General features: G+C 71.9%; 18 protein-coding genes. 7 read left to right on the top strand and 11 right to left on the bottom strand.

The window, feature by feature from the left end:
- Nucleotides 1-127: 127 nt before the first annotated feature.
- Together IF01_RS0139110 and IF01_RS0139115 are read right to left on the bottom strand one after the other, a co-directional pair.
- On the bottom strand, nt 128-526 hold the full coding sequence (locus tag IF01_RS0139110; RefSeq protein ID WP_030398410.1) for a nuclear transport factor 2 family protein: 399 nt from the start codon (nt 524-526) through the stop codon (nt 128-130).
- A 34-nt stretch (nt 527-560) separates the two neighbouring features.
- Nucleotides 561-1,802: a cytochrome P450 gene (locus IF01_RS0139115; RefSeq protein WP_030398411.1), complete on the bottom strand. Its 1,242-nt coding sequence runs from the start codon at nt 1,800-1,802 to the stop codon at nt 561-563.
- A gap of 926 nt (nt 1,803-2,728) precedes the next feature.
- Between IF01_RS0139115 and IF01_RS0139120 the strand changes: the two genes are divergently transcribed.
- Together IF01_RS0139120 and IF01_RS0139125 are read left to right on the top strand one after the other, a co-directional pair.
- A complete protein-coding gene (locus tag IF01_RS0139120; protein WP_030398412.1) occupies nt 2,729-3,379 on the top strand; it encodes an SDR family NAD(P)-dependent oxidoreductase in 651 nt (216 codons plus the stop codon).
- Nucleotides 3,380-3,585: 206 nt separating this feature from the next.
- On the top strand, nt 3,586-4,362 hold the full coding sequence (locus tag IF01_RS0139125; protein WP_030398413.1) for a methyltransferase domain-containing protein: 777 nt from the start codon (nt 3,586-3,588) through the stop codon (nt 4,360-4,362).
- Between the two features lie 226 nt (nt 4,363-4,588).
- Here the strand turns inward: IF01_RS0139125 and IF01_RS0139130 are convergent, their stop codons facing one another.
- The 3 genes from IF01_RS0139130 to IF01_RS0139140 are packed head-to-tail and all read right to left on the bottom strand — an operon-like array spanning nt 4,589 to nt 6,371.
- Complete coding sequence (locus tag IF01_RS0139130; protein WP_030398414.1) at nt 4,589-4,978, bottom strand: roadblock/LC7 domain-containing protein; 390 nt, start codon at nt 4,976-4,978, stop codon at nt 4,589-4,591.
- Nucleotides 4,975-6,015, bottom strand: coding sequence for a hypothetical protein (locus IF01_RS0139135; protein WP_063764422.1), 1,041 nt, complete (start codon nt 6,013-6,015; stop codon nt 4,975-4,977). The genes IF01_RS0139130 and IF01_RS0139135 overlap by 4 nt, the downstream gene beginning before the upstream one ends.
- Entirely contained in the window at nt 6,012-6,371 is a 360-nt protein-coding gene (locus IF01_RS0139140) for a hypothetical protein (RefSeq protein ID WP_030398416.1), read from the bottom strand. Before IF01_RS0139140 ends, IF01_RS0139135 begins: the two co-directional genes overlap by 4 nt.
- 142 nt (nt 6,372-6,513) lie before the next feature.
- Between IF01_RS0139140 and IF01_RS0139145 the strand changes: the two genes are divergently transcribed.
- Nucleotides 6,514-6,879, top strand: a complete 366-nt coding sequence (locus IF01_RS0139145) for a hypothetical protein (protein ID WP_030398417.1) — start codon at nt 6,514-6,516, stop codon at nt 6,877-6,879.
- A 478-nt stretch (nt 6,880-7,357) separates the two neighbouring features.
- Nucleotides 7,358-8,017, top strand: a complete 660-nt coding sequence (locus tag IF01_RS0139150; RefSeq protein WP_030398418.1) for a hypothetical protein — start codon at nt 7,358-7,360, stop codon at nt 8,015-8,017.
- Nucleotides 8,018-8,041: 24 nt separating this feature from the next.
- Here IF01_RS0139150 and IF01_RS0139155 read toward each other — a convergent pair whose 3' ends face one another.
- Nucleotides 8,042-9,205, bottom strand: a complete 1,164-nt coding sequence (locus IF01_RS0139155; protein WP_030398419.1) for a winged helix DNA-binding domain-containing protein — start codon at nt 9,203-9,205, stop codon at nt 8,042-8,044.
- A 466-nt stretch (nt 9,206-9,671) separates the two neighbouring features.
- Between IF01_RS0139155 and IF01_RS0139160 the strand changes: the two genes are divergently transcribed.
- Nucleotides 9,672-10,103: a peptidase inhibitor family I36 protein gene (locus IF01_RS0139160; RefSeq protein ID WP_051757123.1), complete on the top strand. Its 432-nt coding sequence runs from the start codon at nt 9,672-9,674 to the stop codon at nt 10,101-10,103.
- Nucleotides 10,104-10,195: 92 nt separating this feature from the next.
- On the top strand, nt 10,196-11,176 hold the full coding sequence (locus IF01_RS0139165; protein ID WP_157855476.1) for a hypothetical protein: 981 nt from the start codon (nt 10,196-10,198) through the stop codon (nt 11,174-11,176).
- A gap of 58 nt (nt 11,177-11,234) precedes the next feature.
- On the opposite strand, the gene IF01_RS0139170 is transcribed toward IF01_RS0139165, so the two are convergent.
- Complete coding sequence (locus tag IF01_RS0139170) at nt 11,235-12,638, bottom strand: condensation domain-containing protein (protein WP_157855477.1); 1,404 nt, start codon at nt 12,636-12,638, stop codon at nt 11,235-11,237.
- A gap of 211 nt (nt 12,639-12,849) precedes the next feature.
- Nucleotides 12,850-13,572, bottom strand: coding sequence for an SDR family oxidoreductase (locus IF01_RS0139175; RefSeq protein ID WP_030398423.1), 723 nt, complete (start codon nt 13,570-13,572; stop codon nt 12,850-12,852).
- 97 nt (nt 13,573-13,669) lie between these two features.
- Here IF01_RS0139175 and IF01_RS0139180 point away from each other — a divergent pair, with 97 nt between their 5' ends.
- Nucleotides 13,670-14,605: an AraC family transcriptional regulator gene (locus tag IF01_RS0139180; protein WP_030398424.1), complete on the top strand. Its 936-nt coding sequence runs from the start codon at nt 13,670-13,672 to the stop codon at nt 14,603-14,605.
- A gap of 4 nt (nt 14,606-14,609) precedes the next feature.
- On the opposite strand, the gene IF01_RS0139185 is transcribed toward IF01_RS0139180, so the two are convergent.
- The 3 genes from IF01_RS0139185 to IF01_RS43120 all read right to left on the bottom strand — a co-directional run bounded on the left by IF01_RS0139185 (nt 14,610) and on the right by IF01_RS43120 (nt 15,927).
- Nucleotides 14,610-14,804, bottom strand: coding sequence for a DUF397 domain-containing protein (locus IF01_RS0139185; protein ID WP_030398425.1), 195 nt, complete (start codon nt 14,802-14,804; stop codon nt 14,610-14,612).
- 77 nt (nt 14,805-14,881) lie between these two features.
- Nucleotides 14,882-15,100: a DUF397 domain-containing protein gene (locus IF01_RS0139190; protein ID WP_030398426.1), complete on the bottom strand. Its 219-nt coding sequence runs from the start codon at nt 15,098-15,100 to the stop codon at nt 14,882-14,884.
- Nucleotides 15,097-15,927 (bottom strand): helix-turn-helix domain-containing protein, encoded by an 831-nt coding sequence (locus IF01_RS43120; protein WP_030398427.1) that lies wholly within the window; start codon nt 15,925-15,927, stop codon nt 15,097-15,099. Before IF01_RS43120 ends, IF01_RS0139190 begins: the two co-directional genes overlap by 4 nt.
- Nucleotides 15,928-16,336: the final 409 nt, after the last annotated feature.

Below are 16,336 nucleotides of genomic sequence, written 5' to 3' on the forward strand. Positions count from 1 at the left end.
GCTCCTGCGCCCGTTCCCGCTCCTGCTCCTGCTCCCGTTCCCGTTCCCGCTTCCGCTTCCGTTTCCGTTTCCGTTTCCGCCGTGACGGGGCCGCGCTTCCTGTCGTCGCGCTCCGGTCCGCGCGGGCTCACCTGATCGAGCCCAGGTCGCGGTCGTCCTCGTCGCCGGAGAGGAGCAGGGTGGTCTCCTCGACGCGCGCGAACCGCCCGTCGGGGGCGAGTTCGGCGAACAGGTACACCTCGATGCGGGAGGTGTGGCCGTCGTGCTTGGTGACGGTGACGGTGTGGCGGTCGGCGTAGCGGGTGCCGTCGCGGAGTTCGTCGTGGACCTCGACCCGGCCCTCGCGGACCAGGGAGCGCAGCTTGGCGATGTGCTCGACGAAGCCCGCCCGGTCGCTCCACTCGCCGTTGGTGCGCTGGCGGTAGTCGGGGGTGAAGTGCCGGGCCACCACCTCGTCGAGCGGGAGGTCCGGGTCCGGGGCGAACAGCAGGTCGTCGAGTGCCCTGCGGATGTCGGTGGTGGTCATCGCGGTCTTCCTCCAGGAGGGGTCCGGCAGGGGATCAGTGGTGGTGCGCGAGGGCTGTCGGGCTGCGGACGGGGGTGAAGTCCAGGGACAGCGCGGCGGGGCCCCGGGTGTAGAGGCCGGTCTCCCGGTAGCCGGAGCCCGGGGTGAGGCGGACCTCGTCCAGCAGCGGCAGCAGCAGCGCGGCCACCGTCTCGATCTCCGCGCGGGCGAAGGCCGCGCCGACGCACTGGTGCAGGCCGGTGCCGAAGGCCAGGTGCTGGGCGGCGGCGGTGAACGAGCGGGCGGCGCCGAGGTCGGGGCGGTGGAGGTCGAAGCGGTCCGGGTCGGTGAAGGCCTCGGGGTCCCGGTTGGCCGCGCCGATCAGGCAGAAGACGGTGGCGCCGGCCGGGACGACGGTGCCGGCGAACTCCGCGTCGCGCTCCGCCTGCCGGGGCACCAACTGGACAGGCGGGGTGAACCGCAGGGTCTCGGCGATGGCGGCGGGCAGCAGGGACTGGTCCCGGCGGACGTCCGCGAGCTGCTCCGGGTGGTCGATCAGGTGCTTGAGGAGGAGGCCGAGGGTCTTGTCGGCGGGCTCGACGGCGGCCACCAGGACGTTGACGATCAGCGCGACCACCTCGCGGGTGCTCATCGCCACGCCGTCGAACTCGGCCGTGCAGAGCGCGGATATCAGGTCGGCGCCGGGGTGGCGGCGGCGCTGTTCGACGATCGGGGCGAGGTGGGCCTCCAACTCCCCGGCGAGCTCCAGGCAGACCCGGCGGCGGTCCTCGGTGAGGGTGACGGCGGTGATGAACTCGCCGACCCCGGCGAGCCGTCCGGCGACCCACTGCCAGTCCTCGCGGTCCAGGCCGAGGACGTCCAGCGCGGCGCGGACGGCGAAGGGCTTGCCGAACTCGTTGACGAGGTCCATCCGGCCCCGGGCGAGCAGGGGTGCGAGGAGTTCGACGGAGTTGGCGCGGAGGGTGCGGACCTGGTCCTGGAGCGCCGCGCCGGTGAACGCCCGCACGACGATCCTCCGCTTGGCGGTGTGCTCCGCCCCCGTCATCTGTGCCAGCACCGGGCCGCGCATCACCGGCTCGGCACGGACCTGGAGGGTCGCGGTGCTGAACGCCTCGTGGTCCGTCAGCACTCGGCGGACGTCGCGGTGGCGGGAGAGGAACCAGGCGTCGGCGGCCGGCTCGTGGTGCACCGGCGCGTGCTCGCGCAGCCGACCGAAGTACCGCTCGGGCGCGGCGGCGAACTCCTCGGACAGGATGCTGAAGCGGGACTCGGCCATGGACGGGGCGGACCTCTCGGGGGAACGGGCAGCCGGGGAGCGCGGGGGCGACGGAGGCTTCGGTGACGTGGTGCTCGGGGACGAATGCGGTGCTCGGGGACGAACATGGTGCTCGGGGACGCCGAGACCCCTGGGGGACGCGGGACGTCGGTGACGTGGAATCAGTGACGTGAAATCAGGGGACGCGGGATCGGGGGACGAATCCGGGTGACGGTGAATGTCGCTCGACGACGCTCGACGACGCTCGGGGGAGCGGCGGAGCGGCGGGCGCTGGGGCCGGCGGCGGGATCCGCGGGCGGGGCACTCAGGCCGGCGTCAGGGGGAACGAGGATCTCCGGCGGCCGGGCCGGCCGGAGGCCGTGAGAGGCCGTGGAGGACGACGTCCCGGGGCTCCGCACAGCGCGACCCGGCCCCGGAGCGCTGGGCTCCGGGTCGCGGCCGTGCCGGCAACTCGCTCTCGGGGCAACGTCGTCGGTTCCTGTCTCGGGACGGTCCCGGGGCTGGTCCGGGGCTGGTCCAGCCCGGTCCGCTCAGGGTCCGCCGTGGGGACGGCAGCCCTCGGCCGGCCCTCCCCCGGGCATTTGACGTGGGCACTATAACCCGAAGCCCGAGCGGCGCGACCTGCGGGTTTCGGTGCCAAGGATGGTTCGTACCTTGCCTGTTCCGGGGGCGCGGACGAATCGTTCGACGACCCCCGGGGCGGACAGGTCCGGACATCTGCGGACAGCGGTGAACAGCCGTGGGCAGCCGGCGGACAGCAGTGGAAACCCGGGCGCGGCAACGCTCGCACCTGCGCCGTCGGTGGTCCGAAAGGTTCCCGGTCCGGTTCGTACCACTCGCACGAGTGAACTCCCGGGGCTGGGGAATGCGCCTGTGGCTCCGGAGCGTTGGCGGTGTCGAGGGAACGGACGAACGGGGAGGTCGGCATGGCCGGAGCAGTGATCGTCGGAGCGGGACCGGGGATCGGACAGGCAGTGGCGCTGCGGTTCGCGCGGGAGGGCCTGCCGGTCGGCCTGGTCGCACGGAGCGGGGCGACGGCCGAGGCGGTGGCCGAGGCCGTCCGGCAGGCCGGGGGCAAGGCGGCGGTGCGCACCGCCGACAGCACGGACGAGCAGGCGCTGCGGGCCGCGCTCGACGGGCTGGCGGAGGAGCTGGGGCAGCCCGACGCGCTGGTGTACAACGCGGCACTGATCCGGCCGGACGCCGTCGGGGAGTCCTCCGCCCGTGAGCAGTTGGACGCCTGGGCGGTCAATGTGGTGGGCGCGCTCACCGCCGCCGCGCACGTCGCACCGGGGATGGCGGAGCGCGGCCGGGGCACCGTGCTGGTGACGGGCGGCATGCCCGAGCCGAAGCCGGAGTACGTCAGCCTCTCCCTCGGCAAGGCAGGGGTACGCACCCTCGTCACCCTGCTGCACCAGACCTACGGCGCCGCGGGTGTGCACGCGGCCAGTGTGACGGTGGCCGGCGCGGTCGCCCCCGGCACCGCCTTCGACCCGGACGACATCGCGGAGCACTACTGGCGACTGCACACCCAGCCGCGCGGGGCGTGGGAGCAGGAGGTGGTCCACGGGGGCTGACAGCTGATCACGGGGTCTCCTGCCGCAGGGCATCGCGCAGGAGCAGCAGTGCGCGGTGGCGGGCCCGCGCGCGCCGCAGCGCGAGCCCGGCGGCGGCAACGAGGGCGGCGATTCCGGCGGAAAGGTTCGCGGTGACACAGCCAGCCCCAGCGGTCGATCGCCTCCGAAATCCGTCCGGGCTCAGCGGAGTTGATTGACTGTCACCCATGACCTCAACAGTGTTCGAGACCGCCACCCCCGACCCGATCGCCTACCTCGATCGGGTAGCCGCGACCGACCTCGGCCGCTCCTACAAACGGCGCATGCTCGACGAGCTCAACATCCGCCCGGGCCAGACGGTGCTCGATCTGGGCTGCGGTCCCGGCACCGATCTCGCCTCGCTCGCCGAGGCCGGCACCGGGACGGGCACGGTGATCGGCGTCGACCGCGACCCGGCGGCGGTCGAGGCCGCGAGGGAGCGCACCGCCGACCGGCACACCGTCACGGTGCTGCTCGGCGACATCCACGACCTGCCGCTGCCGGACCACGCCGCCGACCGCGCCCGCACCGACCGGGTATTGCAACACGTCGCCGACCCTGCCCAGGCGCTCCGGGAGTTCCACCGCGTGCTGCGACCCGGCGGGCGGCTCGTCATGGGCGAGCCGGACTGGGACACCCTGGCCGTCGACCACCCGGACAACGACCTCTCCCGCGCCTACACCCGGTACGTCGCGGACAAGGTCGTCCGCAACGCCCGCATCGGAAGGCAACTCCCCCGGTTGGCAGCAGACGCCGGATTCGCCGTGCCCGCGGTCGTCCCCATTACCTCCGTGTTCCGCGATGCCCGGGAGGCCGACAAGATCCTCGGACTGGAGCGCACCACACAGCGCGCCGTCGCCGCCGGACACCTCACCGAGGAAGGGGCAGGACGCTGGCTGGACCACCTCTCCACCGGGCCCTTCCTCGCGGCGGTGACGTTCTACATCGTCGTCGCCGAGTCGTAGCCGCGTCGTCGCCGCCCCGCCAGGGACGACGAGCCGGGGACGACCGAGCGCCCGGAGCAGCTTGCACCGGGCCCGGACAGCGACCGACGCGCCGCCACTCGTCCCGGGCTCGCGACACTTGTAGACGCGAGCCCACCAGCACCGCGGTCGGCGAACGCCCGGCCGGATGCTTCCGGCCGAGCGTCTCGCGTCCGCAACCGGGATGCAGAGTCGGAGAGGTGGCCGCTCAGGCCACCGGAACCATCCCGAGCAGTTCGCCCAGCCGGCGGACCGTGGCGGGCGACTCGCGGTGCAGTCCGGCGATGTCGAGGCCCTCGTCACCCAGGACCATCAGCAGCGCCCGGTCGCCGATCGCCAGCACCACGACGTAGCCGCCGTCGCAGCGGGTGACCACCTCCCGCAACCCGCCCACGCCGACCTCGGCGGCGGTGCGGCGGCCGAGGCCGAGCATGGCAGCCGACAGAGCGGCGGCCGACTCGGGGTGGACGGCGGCCGTGTCGGCGGCCACCAGCAGGCCGTCGGCGGTGGAGACGACGCTCTCCGAGATGCCCATGACCCGCTCGCGGAGGGACTTCAACTCGTCGACCAGCACGGCGGTCGGCGTCTGGCTGCTCATGGTGTGCTCTTCTCGGTCGTCACGGTCGTGTCGGTTGGCGCTGTCGTTGCGGCGGGCCCGGTGCCGTCGGCGCGCCGGGCGGGCGGTGGACCGCCGGGAGCGGCCGTCGCTCCCCCGGTCCCGGCTCCTCCGGTCACGACTCCCCCGGCCGCTCCGCCCGGGGTCCGTGCGCCGGGGACGCGGCGCGGCAGGGGCTGCCCGTTGTCGGTCGGAAGCGGTGCGCCCGGCGCTGTCCGGGGGGCGACGCTCGGCGCCATCGGGACGGCGTCGGCCGTTTCCCGGTGGAGCAGCTGCCGGGCGTCCATTCGGACGAGGTCGAGCAGCACCGCGAACACGCCCCGCCCCAGCGCGAAGCTGATGTCGCGCGCGGTGCGGCGGCCGGTCGCGGCGGCCAGGATCTCCCGGTGGCGGGCGGGTATCCGGGCGGCGCTGGGCCCCGCGGCCCCTGCCGGCGCCGCGGCGGGCCGGATCCGGGTGCGGGCCAGCTCGCCGGGCGGGCCCCAGGCGCGGGTCAGCAGGGCTGTCCGGCGGGCGGTCTCCTCGAAGAGCCGCTTCGGCTCGATCCCGGGCCGCAGCGCGAGCCCGGCGGGCGGGGCCGCTGCGACGGTCTCCCACTCCCCCGGCGGGCTCAGCACCAGGGCGAAGGCGCCGTCGAAGACGGCGGAGGCGCAGACCGTCTCGAGTTCGGCGGCGCCGATCGAGCCCTGGGCGACCAGGGCCGCGCCGAGGTCGCCGGCCCCGGTGGAGGAGGCGGCCGTCTCCGCCGCCGCCCAGTCCGGCTGGCCGATGCGCCCCGACTTCAGCAGCAGGGTCTCGGCGGTCGGGGCGCCGGGGGTCTCGATCGCCGTGATCAGGCCGCGCTCCAGGTGGATCGTGCCGCCGGGTGCGCTGGAGACGACGACCGCGCCGGTGAAGTCCTCGTCCCGCAGTGCCAGCAGGTGCGCGGGCACATTGCGGGCCGGGCGCGAACCGGCCTGGGCCTGGTCGTGGTCGTGGGCATGGGCGGTGCCGTGGGTGTCGGGGGTGTCGGGGCTCATGACACAAAGCCCCGCGCACCGTCGGCGGTCTGGCGCAGCGCCAGTGCCAGGTTGACCCGCGTCCGGTCCAGCACGGTGGCCAGCAGCAGTGGATCGCCCTGACGGGGCAGCACCTGGACCACCTCGTGGTGCCGGGTGCTGGTGACGACGACGCTCTCCAGTTCCCCGTCGGCCCCGGCCTCGCACAGCCGGTCGCCGATCAGGGCGGCCAGCTCGGCCAGTTCGGCCCCGGGGCCGAGCAGCCGATGGTCCCCGCCCGCCCCGTAGGTGAGGCCGGTGGCGGCGTCGACGAGCGCGGCGCCGACCACGCCGGTGGAGCCGAGCACATCGGAGAGGGAGGCTTCGAGTGCGCGCACCGGTACCCCTTCGTGTTCTGAACTGTTGGCAGCGTACTTTATTCCATCATTTCCGCGACGGGGCCGATGCGGGGGACTTCTTGCTACTTTGTTCCCGCACACGGGAGTTCTGCCCCGCAGTTACGCAAAGGACGAACAGCGCATGAACATTGACGACGCACTCAAGGACGCGATGGCCATCGAGGGCGCGATCGGCGTCGCCGTGGCCGACTACGAGAGCGGTATGTCACTCGGTTTCCTCGGCGGCGGGCCGAAGCTGGACCTGGAGGTCGCGGCGGCCGTCAACACCGAGGTCGTGCGGGCCAAGGTGCGGGCGCTGGCCGCGCTGTCGATCGACGACGTCATCGAGGACATCCTGATCACCCTGGGCACCCAGTACCACCTGATCCGCCCGCTCGCGAGCAGCCACGGCTCGCTCTTCCTCTACCTGGCACTGGACCGCTCGCGTGCCAACCTGGCGCTCGCCAGGCACAGCCTCAAGCGCATCGAGACCTCGCTCCAGGTCTGAGCGGCTCCCTGAACCGCCCCCGGTCCGGCGCCGTTCCTTCGTTCCGGAATTCCGGTCCGGACGAACGCGAAGCGTGATGAACCGGCCACAGTGCCACAGCCGTAGGAATTGATCCGCGAATAGCCGCAGGTACACCTCAATCATTGAATGGCGTAATCCTTCGGTGACTGGGCGTCATTCTCGCGCCGGCCGAGTCGGCCCCGCGGAGTGGAATGTCGGCGCCGTCGACGTTCCACTCCGAGCGGCGGTCGGCTCGGAATTCACCGGGCAATTGACCGGCTTCGTGGAGTGACCGAGCGGCGCGGCTCCCCGGACCGGCACGTCCCGCCGCCATGTCCCGCCCGCACCGCAGGACTTCCACAACTCCGTCACAACACCGCCGAGTTGCTCCCCGTCGACCGACGGCCCTGGCAGCATCCCCACTGGGGGCCGGGGCGGTGCCCGGGGCGCGATCGTGGGGGCAGCGATGGAGACGTGGATGAGAGACCCGGGAGCGTCCGGCCGCAGCCGGCGGACGCGGGCCTCCCTGCCGACAGGTGCCCTCCTGCTCCAGGGGCTCTTCGTCCTGGCGGGGCTGGCCGTCACCGCGCTCGGCTTCGGGCTGTTCCTCGACGCCCACGAGGAGATGCACGGCTACCGGACCGCGCCGGCCTGTGACACGGCCGCCGAGCCGGGGCCGGACTGCAACCGTTACGAGACCGGCAGGGTGACGGCCCGGAAGAACGACGGCGAGTACCGGCTGACCGTGGCGCGCGAAGCAGCACCCAAGGAGACGTACAACGTCGACCAGGACTTCTACGACGACGTGCAGATCGGTACGGAGGTACGGGTGACGGTCTTCCACGCGCGAGCGGTCGAGATCTCCGAGCGCGGGCACCACGCCGACAGCCTCCAGGACCCCCACCTGCCCGCCCTGGAGGTGGCGGCCCTGATCGCCGTGGGGTCGGCGCTGACGGTGCACGGCCTGGCTCGGTCGCGCGACAGTGACGCCGGTCTGCTCTCCGGACTCGGGATCGGGTTCCTCGCCTTCGTCGTCGGCTCGATGCTGCTGCAGCTGCCGTTGCCGCTCGCCGTCACCCTGGGCATCCCCCTCGTCGGCTGGGTCACCTTTGTCGCCATCGCCGCGACGCGCGCCTGAGCAGCGAGGCCGCCCAACACTTTCTCAGGCTCCGGGCAGCAGCCGGACCTCCGCGCCGTCCGTCCGCGCGCCCGGCTTGCTCCACCAGTGGTCGTACCGGCGGTAGACGTGCGGTTCGCGCCCGGCGAGCAGCGCCGTCAGCGAGCGGGCTTCCGCGGCGAGCTGCTCCCACGCCGCGTCCGGCAGCGGGTGGAACGCCGTCGCCTCGACGCCGCCCTCGACCGTGCGCCACACCCCGGCCACCCGGCCGTCCACGAGCAGGGTCGGCAGCACATCGCCGTTGCGCCTGATCACCAGGGCGCGGTACTCCGGCGGGATGACCCGGCTCCGGTCGGCGTAGGCCAGCAGGACGCTGTCCCACATCGCCATCAGCCGGGCCGGCACCGGCAGGTCCTCGTCCGGCACCGTCGCCCCCGGGAGGTCGTACAGCTCCGCGCCGCCCGGCCCCTCCAGGCGCTCGACCCCGCCCTCGGCCGCCAGCACCCGCAGCGCCTCCTTGGCCCGGCCCCGCTGCACCAGCGCGAACTGCGCCACGTCCGCCACCGAGGCCGGACCGAAGCCGGCCAGGTACCGCCGCACCAGCGTCCGCAGCGAGGCCGCGTACACCTCCGGATCGCCGAGCACCGGCCGGACCGGCGGGGCGACGTAGGAGAGCCGGTGGCCGAACGACCAGTGCCCCTCCCCCGGCGCGCGCAGCAGCGGCGCCACCTGCCGCAGCCCCCACCAGGCCGGCGCCGCCGCCTCGGCACCGATCCGCCCGGCGAGCCAGGTCTCGAACTCCGGGGCGGCGCGCGGACGGTCGCCGAAGTCCAGCACGTCCGCGACCAGCGCGTCCCCGTCGGCGGCGGTCAGCCCGGAGGCCGTGAACCGGTCGTCGCCCAGCCGGGCGCCCCGCACCGAGGGGTGCACGGCCTCCCGGAACGTCGCGAAGTCGTCGACGTGCACGGCGTGCAGGGTGATCCGCATCAGCGTGGACCGCACGATCCCCAGCTCCGCGAAGGCCCGGTCCAGCTCGGCGGGGTCGAAGCCGGCCACCCGGTTCCACAGCGCGAGGTAGGGCGAGGCCGGCTGCTGCGCCTGGAGCGCGACCACCCGCCGCACCGCCTCGGCGACGCCGATCTCCTCCCGCTGGACCAGCAGCTGCCGTTCGAGCGTGGCCCGGTTGAGCTGCCCCGCGGTGATCGTCACGTCCATGCCCTTCTCGTCGTCCGCCCACCCGGTGCGGCCGCGGTGAATGTCGGATCTGGAGCCTAGCCCCAGGGTCCGACAGTCCCGCCGCCGCCGAACCCCGTCGGCCCGGGGACGGGATAAGTGGACGTCACTGTTCGCCAGCGAATCATTGCGCCCCGGAATCACGGATTTCTGTACACCGGACCGGGAGTTCAATGGCATGGGCAGGTCACATGGCACCCCATCAGGGATCCACTGCCCAGCTCCCGGTTCCAACAGGGGGGGCCGTTCCACTCCGTGACGCCCCGGTGACCGGAGCGGGGCATCGGCCGGTAAGGGCCAAAAGGGCACGGAATCCGCGGCTTGACGATAAGTCAACGGAACACGGATACTCCGTTTGCCCTCGACGATCATCGCCTGCGGCGGGTGGGCCCTCCACCGGATCGCGGGGCCTTCCGACCGCTCGACCGAAACGGGGTTGTCCATGAAGATCCGCAACAAGGTCGCCGCCGGGGTGCTGTCCATAGCCGCCCTCGGCTTCGCCGTCGCCACCGCCGCGCCCGCCTCGGCGTCCAGTGGCGGGTGTGCCGACTACGACGCCTGCCTGTACTACAGCCCCAACTTCCAGGGCGCCTACTTCGGCGACGGTGACGGCAGCAGCCAGGGCTACGAGACCTACCAGTACAACTCCACCTACACCTTCGGTGGCGGCGGCGCCGGTGACGGCCAGCAGGTGCGGAACAACGCGGCGTCGGTGTTCAACAAGAACCGGAACAACAGCGTGACGATCTACTACAGCCCGGGTGGCTACGGCGTCAGCCAGTACATCAAGCGCGGCACCGGTGCCAACCTGATCCCCCAGCTGCGGAACAACAACGCCTCGCAGTGCTTCGACGTCTTCGCGCCCTGCCGCTGACCTCGGGTCGGCCTGCGATTCCCTCGGCGGCGGTGCCGCGCAGCCCCTGGCACGCGGCACCGCCCCTGTTCCAGTTGGAAGAAGAGTTCACCATGCGCAGTGCAGCCCTCGCGTCGACGCGGTCGGTACGGCGGTCGGTCCGGTCGATACGCCCGGTCGGCGCGCCGGTGATCGCCGCCCTGGTCGCACTGGGCGCCGCCGCCGCGGGCTGCGCGGGCGCCGACCCGAAGGCGGGCCCGGCTCCGGCGGCGGCCCCGCCGGTGGTCGACGCGATCCCGACCCTGGCCACGGCCGACGGCCGGGCGCTGCCCGTCGCCCAGTACCTGATCAGCCCGGACGAGGACCGCCGGATCGAGACCGCCAGGACGGCGCTCATCGGGGCGTGCATGAAGCGCTTCGGATTCGACTACGCGCCGGCGGCGAACGGGACCAAACCGGACCTGATGGTCCGCCGGTACTACCTCACGGACGCCGCGAGCGCGGCCGTCCAGGGCTACCACTGGGGCTCGCCGGCGGACCGGACACAGCAGTCCGCCGCCCCGCAGCCCCCCGCACCGGAGCTGCAGGCCGTCCTGGGCCAGGGCCGGGGTGCCCCCGCCGATCCGGCGGCGCCCGCCGACCGCAGCTACAACGGCATCGCGATCCCGCCCGGCGGCTGCCTCGGCGAGGCGGACGACACCCTGACCCGGGGCGGCGGAATCCTCCAGGACGATGCCGGGGCCCTGGAGATCAACGGCCGGAGCTTCGCGGACTCCATGGCCGACGGGCGGGTCAAGGCGGCCTTCGCCGCCTGGTCGCGCTGCATGAAGGAGAAGGGGCTGACGTACGCCAGCCCCGTGGACGCGGTGGGCGACGAACGCTGGTTCTCGTCGCCGACGGCGACCGCTCCCGAGATCGCGGCCGCGACGGCCGACATCGAGTGCAAGCAGCAGAACAACGTCGTCGGCATCTGGTTCGCCGTCGAGACCGCCTACCAGAACCGGTCGGTCCAGGCGGATTCGAAGCGCCTGGAGCAGGCCCGGAAGGCGATCGACGTCACCCTCGCGAACGCGGCGGCCACCAAGGCGCCGTGACGTCACTGCATCGCTACGTCCCTGCGTGCTTGCGACCTTGCGACCTTGCGACCTTGCGCTACGTCGAGAGCGGCTCGGCGAGCACTCGTGCGAAGCCGTCCAGCAGCGCCCGGTTGACGTTCCCGGCCTCCGGGGTGTCGGCGTGGATGGTGTTGACGAACAGGCCGTCGTCGGTGCGGTGCAGCCAGTGCAGGATCCCGTTGCAGCCGGACACCCACACATGCATCCGGGCCTGTTGGGCGGCGTGCCGGTCCGCGCCGGGGAGCCTGCGGCAGTCGATGTAGGAGAAGAAGTTCACCGCGTACGGCCAGTAGCGCAGTGACGCGTACTCGGCCGGGGCCAGCAGCTTCCACGCCTTGACGAAGTGCACCGCCGCGTGGGCCTGCACCTGCGCGTAGGCGTCCTGGGCCTCGGCGAGCACGTCACCGAGGCCGGCCTGCGGCCCGACGGGGAACTCGATCGGCAGGGTGTTGATGAACCACCCCATCGACTCCGCGTAGTCACCCCGGCCGCGTTCGTTGAACGGCATCAGCCCGCGGTACACCGCCGGCCCGCCCAACTCCCGGAGGGCGAGCGCGACGCTCGCCAGCAGCCCCATCGACAGCCGCCCGCCCAACTCCCGGCAGGCGGTGCCGAACTCCTCGACCTGCTGGGCGCTCAGCAGCCTCTCGGTGCTCGCCACCGGCGCGTACAGCTGCCCGGGCCGGACCCCGAGGTCGAGCGGAAAGCGCGGGAAGAGGCCGCCGTTGCGTTCGCAGAACGCCCGCCAGTGGTCCAGCCGCGCGTCGTCGGCGCGCATCGCCCGGTTGGCCCGGCGCTGGGTGCGGCTGAACTCCAGGTAGCTCCCCGCGCCCGGGGCAGTGGCGGGGGCGGCCTGCGGCGCGGGTTCGGCCTCGGAGGTGAGATTCCGGTACGCCGTCGCGATGTCGTTGATGGCGATCGCGCTGGAGAGGCCGTCGGTGACCAGGTGGTCGCAGGAGAACCAGACGGTGGTGGACCCGGGCCGCACCACCGCACCCATCGTGATCAGCGGCCAGGAGAGGGTGTCCACCTCCTGGAACGCCTCCTGGAGGTGCCGGGTCACCTGCGCGCCAGTCTCCAACGGGCCGCCGTAGACGTGCTTGAGGGCCACCTCGTCCGGGGTGAGGACCTCGCAGCCGAGGTCCCCCGCCAGCGGCTGGTAGATCGCCCGCAGCACCTCGTGCCGCTGCACCAGGTGGAGCAGCGCGGCCGCCAGGGCGTCCAGGTCCACCTGGCCGGTGAGTTCGAAGCTCGCCGCGACGTACGACCGGATCGGGTCGTCGACGCTCTGCGCGTACTGGGCGACGGTGAAATGTTTCGCCTGGTTGTAGCCGGTCATCCGGCGCGGGGCGGGTCCCTCCGCACCGGTCAGGGGGACAAGATGCCACCGGTGGGCCTCACCTGGGCCGATCTCGGAGTCCTCGACTGAGATCTGGAGCATGCTGCCCTCTTTTGCTGCTGTCGTGATCAGATGCCGTCGGGAGCGGTTGAGCACCGCCCTGCCACTCGGTGCCATACCAACGCAGCTTCTTGGCCATCGGATACGCGCAGCGGCCGATCGGGTGACGTGCCCCCCGGTGGTGGCGCGCTGTCCGCCGCACGCCGGGCCCGTGGCTGTCGGACCGGGCCGTCCGGTCCGACAGCCACGGAGGTCAGGACAGCGCCGCTCCCCCGTCGAGGGTGAGCACGCTGCCGGTCGCGTAGCCGTTGTCGAGGAGGTAGAGGTAGGCCGCCGCGGCCTCCTCCGGGGTGCCGACCCGCTGCACGGGGAGGCCGCTGCCCTGCGCCTGGAGGAAGGCCTCCGGATCCGGCACGGTGCTGTCCCAGAGCTCGGTGCGAACCGCCCCGAGGCGGACGGCGTTGACCCGCAGCGGGGCGAGTTCCAGGGCGAGGGCCCTCGTCACGCCCTCGACGGCCGCGGTGATGCTCGCGCCGAGCAGGGCCCCGGGGACGGGCCGGGTGGCGAAGGCGCCGGAGGTGAGGGTGATCGAACCGCCGGAACGGAGCTTCGGCGTCGCGTACTTGGCGGCGAGCAGGGCGCCCCAGAACCGGCGCTCGAAGAACTCCCGGGACTCCCCGGTGGTGAGTTCGGCGAGCGGCTTCAGCAGCAGGGGCTCGCCCGCCGTGTAGACGAGGTGGTCGAACTCGCCTACCCGGTCGAAGAAGGCGACGATCGCGGCCTCGTCGGCGACGTCCAGCACGATGCCCTCGGCCTGGTCACCGATCTTCTTGACCGCCAGGTCGACCCGGTGCTGACTGCTGGAGGCGACGACCACGTTCGAGCCCCGGGCCGCTGCGGCCTGCGCGATGGCGAATCCGACGCCGGAGGTACCGCCGATGACGACGACGCGCGGGGTGTCTGCTGTGTTGTTCATGCCGAGGACGCTACGGCTCACGACTGGAGACAGTGAATGACATAAAGTCTCGATTCTCTGCCCGATCGTCTCAGTACTGGCGCGCTAGGGTGGGCGAATGGACATCCTCAGCGACACCCTCGCCGCTCTGCGCACCGGGCGTCCGTCCGTCGTCCGCACGGACGCGCGGGCGCCGTGGGGTGTGCGCTTCCAGCCCATCGCGGGGGCCGGGTTCCACGTCGTCGTCGAAGGGCGCTGCGTTCTGCTGCCGGTCGGCGGCGATCCGATCGAACTGGGCCCCGGTGATGTGGTGTTCCTGCGGCGCGGAACCGATCACGCCATCTGCGACGCTGTCGCGAGCGAGCCGGTGGCCTTCGTGCCCGACCGCGTCGACAGGTCCTCGCCGATCGGGTCCTTCACCGTCGGGGACGGCGGCGCTCGCAGCGTGCTGGTGTGCGGGGCCTACCACCTCGACATCGACCGGCCGCATCCGCTGCTCGGCGACCTCCCGGAAGTCATCCACCTCCCGGCCGGCCCGGGCCGCCATCCGGCGCTGCGCTCGGCGGTCGACCAGCTCTGCGCCGAGATCCACCGGCCGCAGCCGGGTTCGGACTCGGTGGTCACGGCGCTCGTCGACCTGCTGCTGCTGTACATCCTGCGGTCCTGGTACGCCGAGTTGCCGAGGGAGCAGACACAGGGCTGGGCGTCCGCGCTGAACGATCCGTTGATCGCGCCCGCGCTGAAGGCGATCCACGACGACCCCGCGCATCCCTGGACCGTCGAGTCGCTGGGCGGCCGGGCCGGACTGTCCCGGGCGGCGTTCGCCCGGCGGTTCAGTGCGGTGGTCGGCGAGCCGCCGTTGAGCTATCTGACGACGTGGCGGATGGCGATCGCGGCGCGGATGCTGCGCGAGACGGGGGCGTCGTTGAGTGATGTGGCCGAGAACGCCGGCTACATCTCGGAGTTCGCGTTCGCGAGGGCGTTCAAGCGACACTTCGGCGCCCCGCCCGGGGCGTATCGACGGGAGCGGCGGGTGGCTGCGGCGCCCCTGTGATGTGTCAGACGGTGCCGAACTCGCCTGCCTGAATGGCGGCGACGAACGCGTTCCAGGCTTCGGAGGGGAAGGCGAGGACGGGACCGGAGGGGTCCTTGGAGTCACGAACAGGGACGAGACCGGGGACGTCGGGTGCGACCTCGACGCATTCGCCACCGTTGTCGCTGTAGGAACTCTTGCGCCAGCTCACATGGTTCATGGCACTGACGGTAGCGCGGACCCATCAACACATCGGCCCCGACCGGGAATCCGGTCGGGGCCGATGGTGAGTTCAGGTCAGGCGGTGCCGAACTCGCCCGCCTGCACGCCGGCGACGAAGGACTGCCAGGCATCGGAGGGGAAGAGGAGAGCGGGGCCAGCCGGGTCTTTGGAGTCGCGGACCGGGACGAGGCCCGGGAAGTCGGGGGTGACCTCGATGCAGTTGCCGCCGTTCTGGCTGTAGCTGGACTTCACCCAGGTGGCGCCGGTCGGGTCTAGAGGGAGGGTGCGGCTCATGGTCGGAGATCCTTCCGGGCTGCGCGGATCATTTCGAGGGATGCCACATCCGAACTGGCTCCCACTTGGAGCCGATCGTAGTCCCTCGCCCAGAGGGTGACCCGGTGGGATTCCCTGGTGAGATAGCCGCGTTCCTGGGACTCCGTGTACCCCAGCATGCTGCGATCGGCCAAGGTCAGTAGAACCACTGGCAATGCGAGGGATCTGCGCTCACCCATGGAGAACGGTGCCACCTGAATGATGGTCCGGGGGCGGTTCGCCAGCTCGGCGAGATGATCGAGCTGCTCGCGCATCACGCCTGCGCCACCCACCGTGCGACGAAGGCAACTCTCGTCGAGCACGGCATGGACCAGTGGTGATTCCTTGCCGTTGAGCCGCTGTTGGCGGCTCAGGAGGTAGGCAACCCTCCCGTCGGCTTCCTCCTCGGTGATGGCTCCTCGCCTCACATCCGCAGAAGCCAGCGTCTCTGCGTAGGCCTTGGTCTGGAACAGTCCAGGAATGACACCGAGTTCGAACTGCCTCAGCTCTACGGCCTTCGCCTCTTGCGCCACGTACTCGGGAAATCCCTCCAGAAGGGCCGGTCCGGCGAGACTCCAGAACATCAGTTCCAGAGTCCCACCAGTCTCCAGTACTTCGTCGGCCAGGCGCACCCAGTCAAGTGTGGGAACGCGCGTACCTCTTTCGAGGTTCGAAATCTGACTGTCACTCAAGTTCGTGAGGCGACCGAGCTGCACCTGGTTCAGCCCTGCCGCCTTGCGTGACCTGCGGAGTTGAACGCCGAAGGCTGCAAGGGGAGATGTTGAAGGATCGAGCTTTGTCTCTCGCATGATCAGACCTCTTTGATCCCTGAATCCCACAGGGAAATCTGTCAAGTGGGGATGCCTTCCGATCCTAGGGTGCGCAGGTCCACCATGGCTACACCCCGTGAGAAACCGGGGACCCAGCGCAACCAGTGGAGCCCCCATGCCCATCTACACCCCTGCCATCGGCGAGGTCGTCCGCGACCTCGCGCACCTCGACACCTCCGGCAAGCCCCTCGAAGCCGTCTACATGGACACCCTCGCCGGGCTCGTCTACCTCCGCCAACCCCGAGAACTGACTGACCCAGGAGCCCCACCGTGCTGCACCACCTCCCCTCCCTCCACACGACGCCGCCCCGCCGACGGCACCACCACCACGCCCTGATCCTCAACCGCGACGGCGCCCTCCTCGTCATCGGCACCACCCACACCACCG

Origin of the sequence: Kitasatospora purpeofusca (assembly GCF_000718025.1) — a bacterium.
Taxonomy (GTDB): Bacteria; Actinomycetota; Actinomycetes; order Streptomycetales; family Streptomycetaceae; genus Kitasatospora; species Kitasatospora purpeofusca.

Excerpts from the sequence above, each read along its gene's own strand:
- IF01_RS0139110 (WP_030398410.1), bottom strand. The coding sequence starts at position 526 with ATGACCACCACCGACATCCGCAGGGCACTCGACGACCTGCTGTTCGCC.
- IF01_RS0139115 (WP_030398411.1), bottom strand. The coding sequence starts at position 1,802 with ATGGCCGAGTCCCGCTTCAGCATCCTGTCCGAGGAGTTCGCCGCCGCG.
- IF01_RS0139120 (WP_030398412.1), top strand. The coding sequence starts at position 2,729 with ATGGCCGGAGCAGTGATCGTCGGAGCGGGACCGGGGATCGGACAGGCA.
- IF01_RS0139125 (WP_030398413.1), top strand. The coding sequence starts at position 3,586 with ATGACCTCAACAGTGTTCGAGACCGCCACCCCCGACCCGATCGCCTAC.
- IF01_RS0139130 (WP_030398414.1), bottom strand. The coding sequence starts at position 4,978 with ATGAGCAGCCAGACGCCGACCGCCGTGCTGGTCGACGAGTTGAAGTCC.
- IF01_RS0139135 (WP_063764422.1), bottom strand. The coding sequence starts at position 6,015 with ATGAGCCCCGACACCCCCGACACCCACGGCACCGCCCATGCCCACGAC.
- IF01_RS0139145 (WP_030398417.1), top strand. The coding sequence starts at position 6,514 with ATGAACATTGACGACGCACTCAAGGACGCGATGGCCATCGAGGGCGCG.
- IF01_RS0139150 (WP_030398418.1), top strand. The coding sequence starts at position 7,358 with ATGAGAGACCCGGGAGCGTCCGGCCGCAGCCGGCGGACGCGGGCCTCC.
- IF01_RS0139160 (WP_051757123.1), top strand. The coding sequence starts at position 9,672 with ATGAAGATCCGCAACAAGGTCGCCGCCGGGGTGCTGTCCATAGCCGCC.
- IF01_RS0139165 (WP_157855476.1), top strand. The coding sequence starts at position 10,196 with ATGCGCAGTGCAGCCCTCGCGTCGACGCGGTCGGTACGGCGGTCGGTC.
- IF01_RS0139170 (WP_157855477.1), bottom strand. The coding sequence starts at position 12,638 with ATGCTCCAGATCTCAGTCGAGGACTCCGAGATCGGCCCAGGTGAGGCC.
- IF01_RS0139175 (WP_030398423.1), bottom strand. The coding sequence starts at position 13,572 with ATGAACAACACAGCAGACACCCCGCGCGTCGTCGTCATCGGCGGTACC.
- IF01_RS0139180 (WP_030398424.1), top strand. The coding sequence starts at position 13,670 with ATGGACATCCTCAGCGACACCCTCGCCGCTCTGCGCACCGGGCGTCCG.
- IF01_RS0139185 (WP_030398425.1), bottom strand. The coding sequence starts at position 14,804 with ATGAACCATGTGAGCTGGCGCAAGAGTTCCTACAGCGACAACGGTGGC.
- IF01_RS0139190 (WP_030398426.1), bottom strand. The coding sequence starts at position 15,100 with ATGAGCCGCACCCTCCCTCTAGACCCGACCGGCGCCACCTGGGTGAAG.
- IF01_RS43120 (WP_030398427.1), bottom strand. The coding sequence starts at position 15,927 with ATGCGAGAGACAAAGCTCGATCCTTCAACATCTCCCCTTGCAGCCTTC.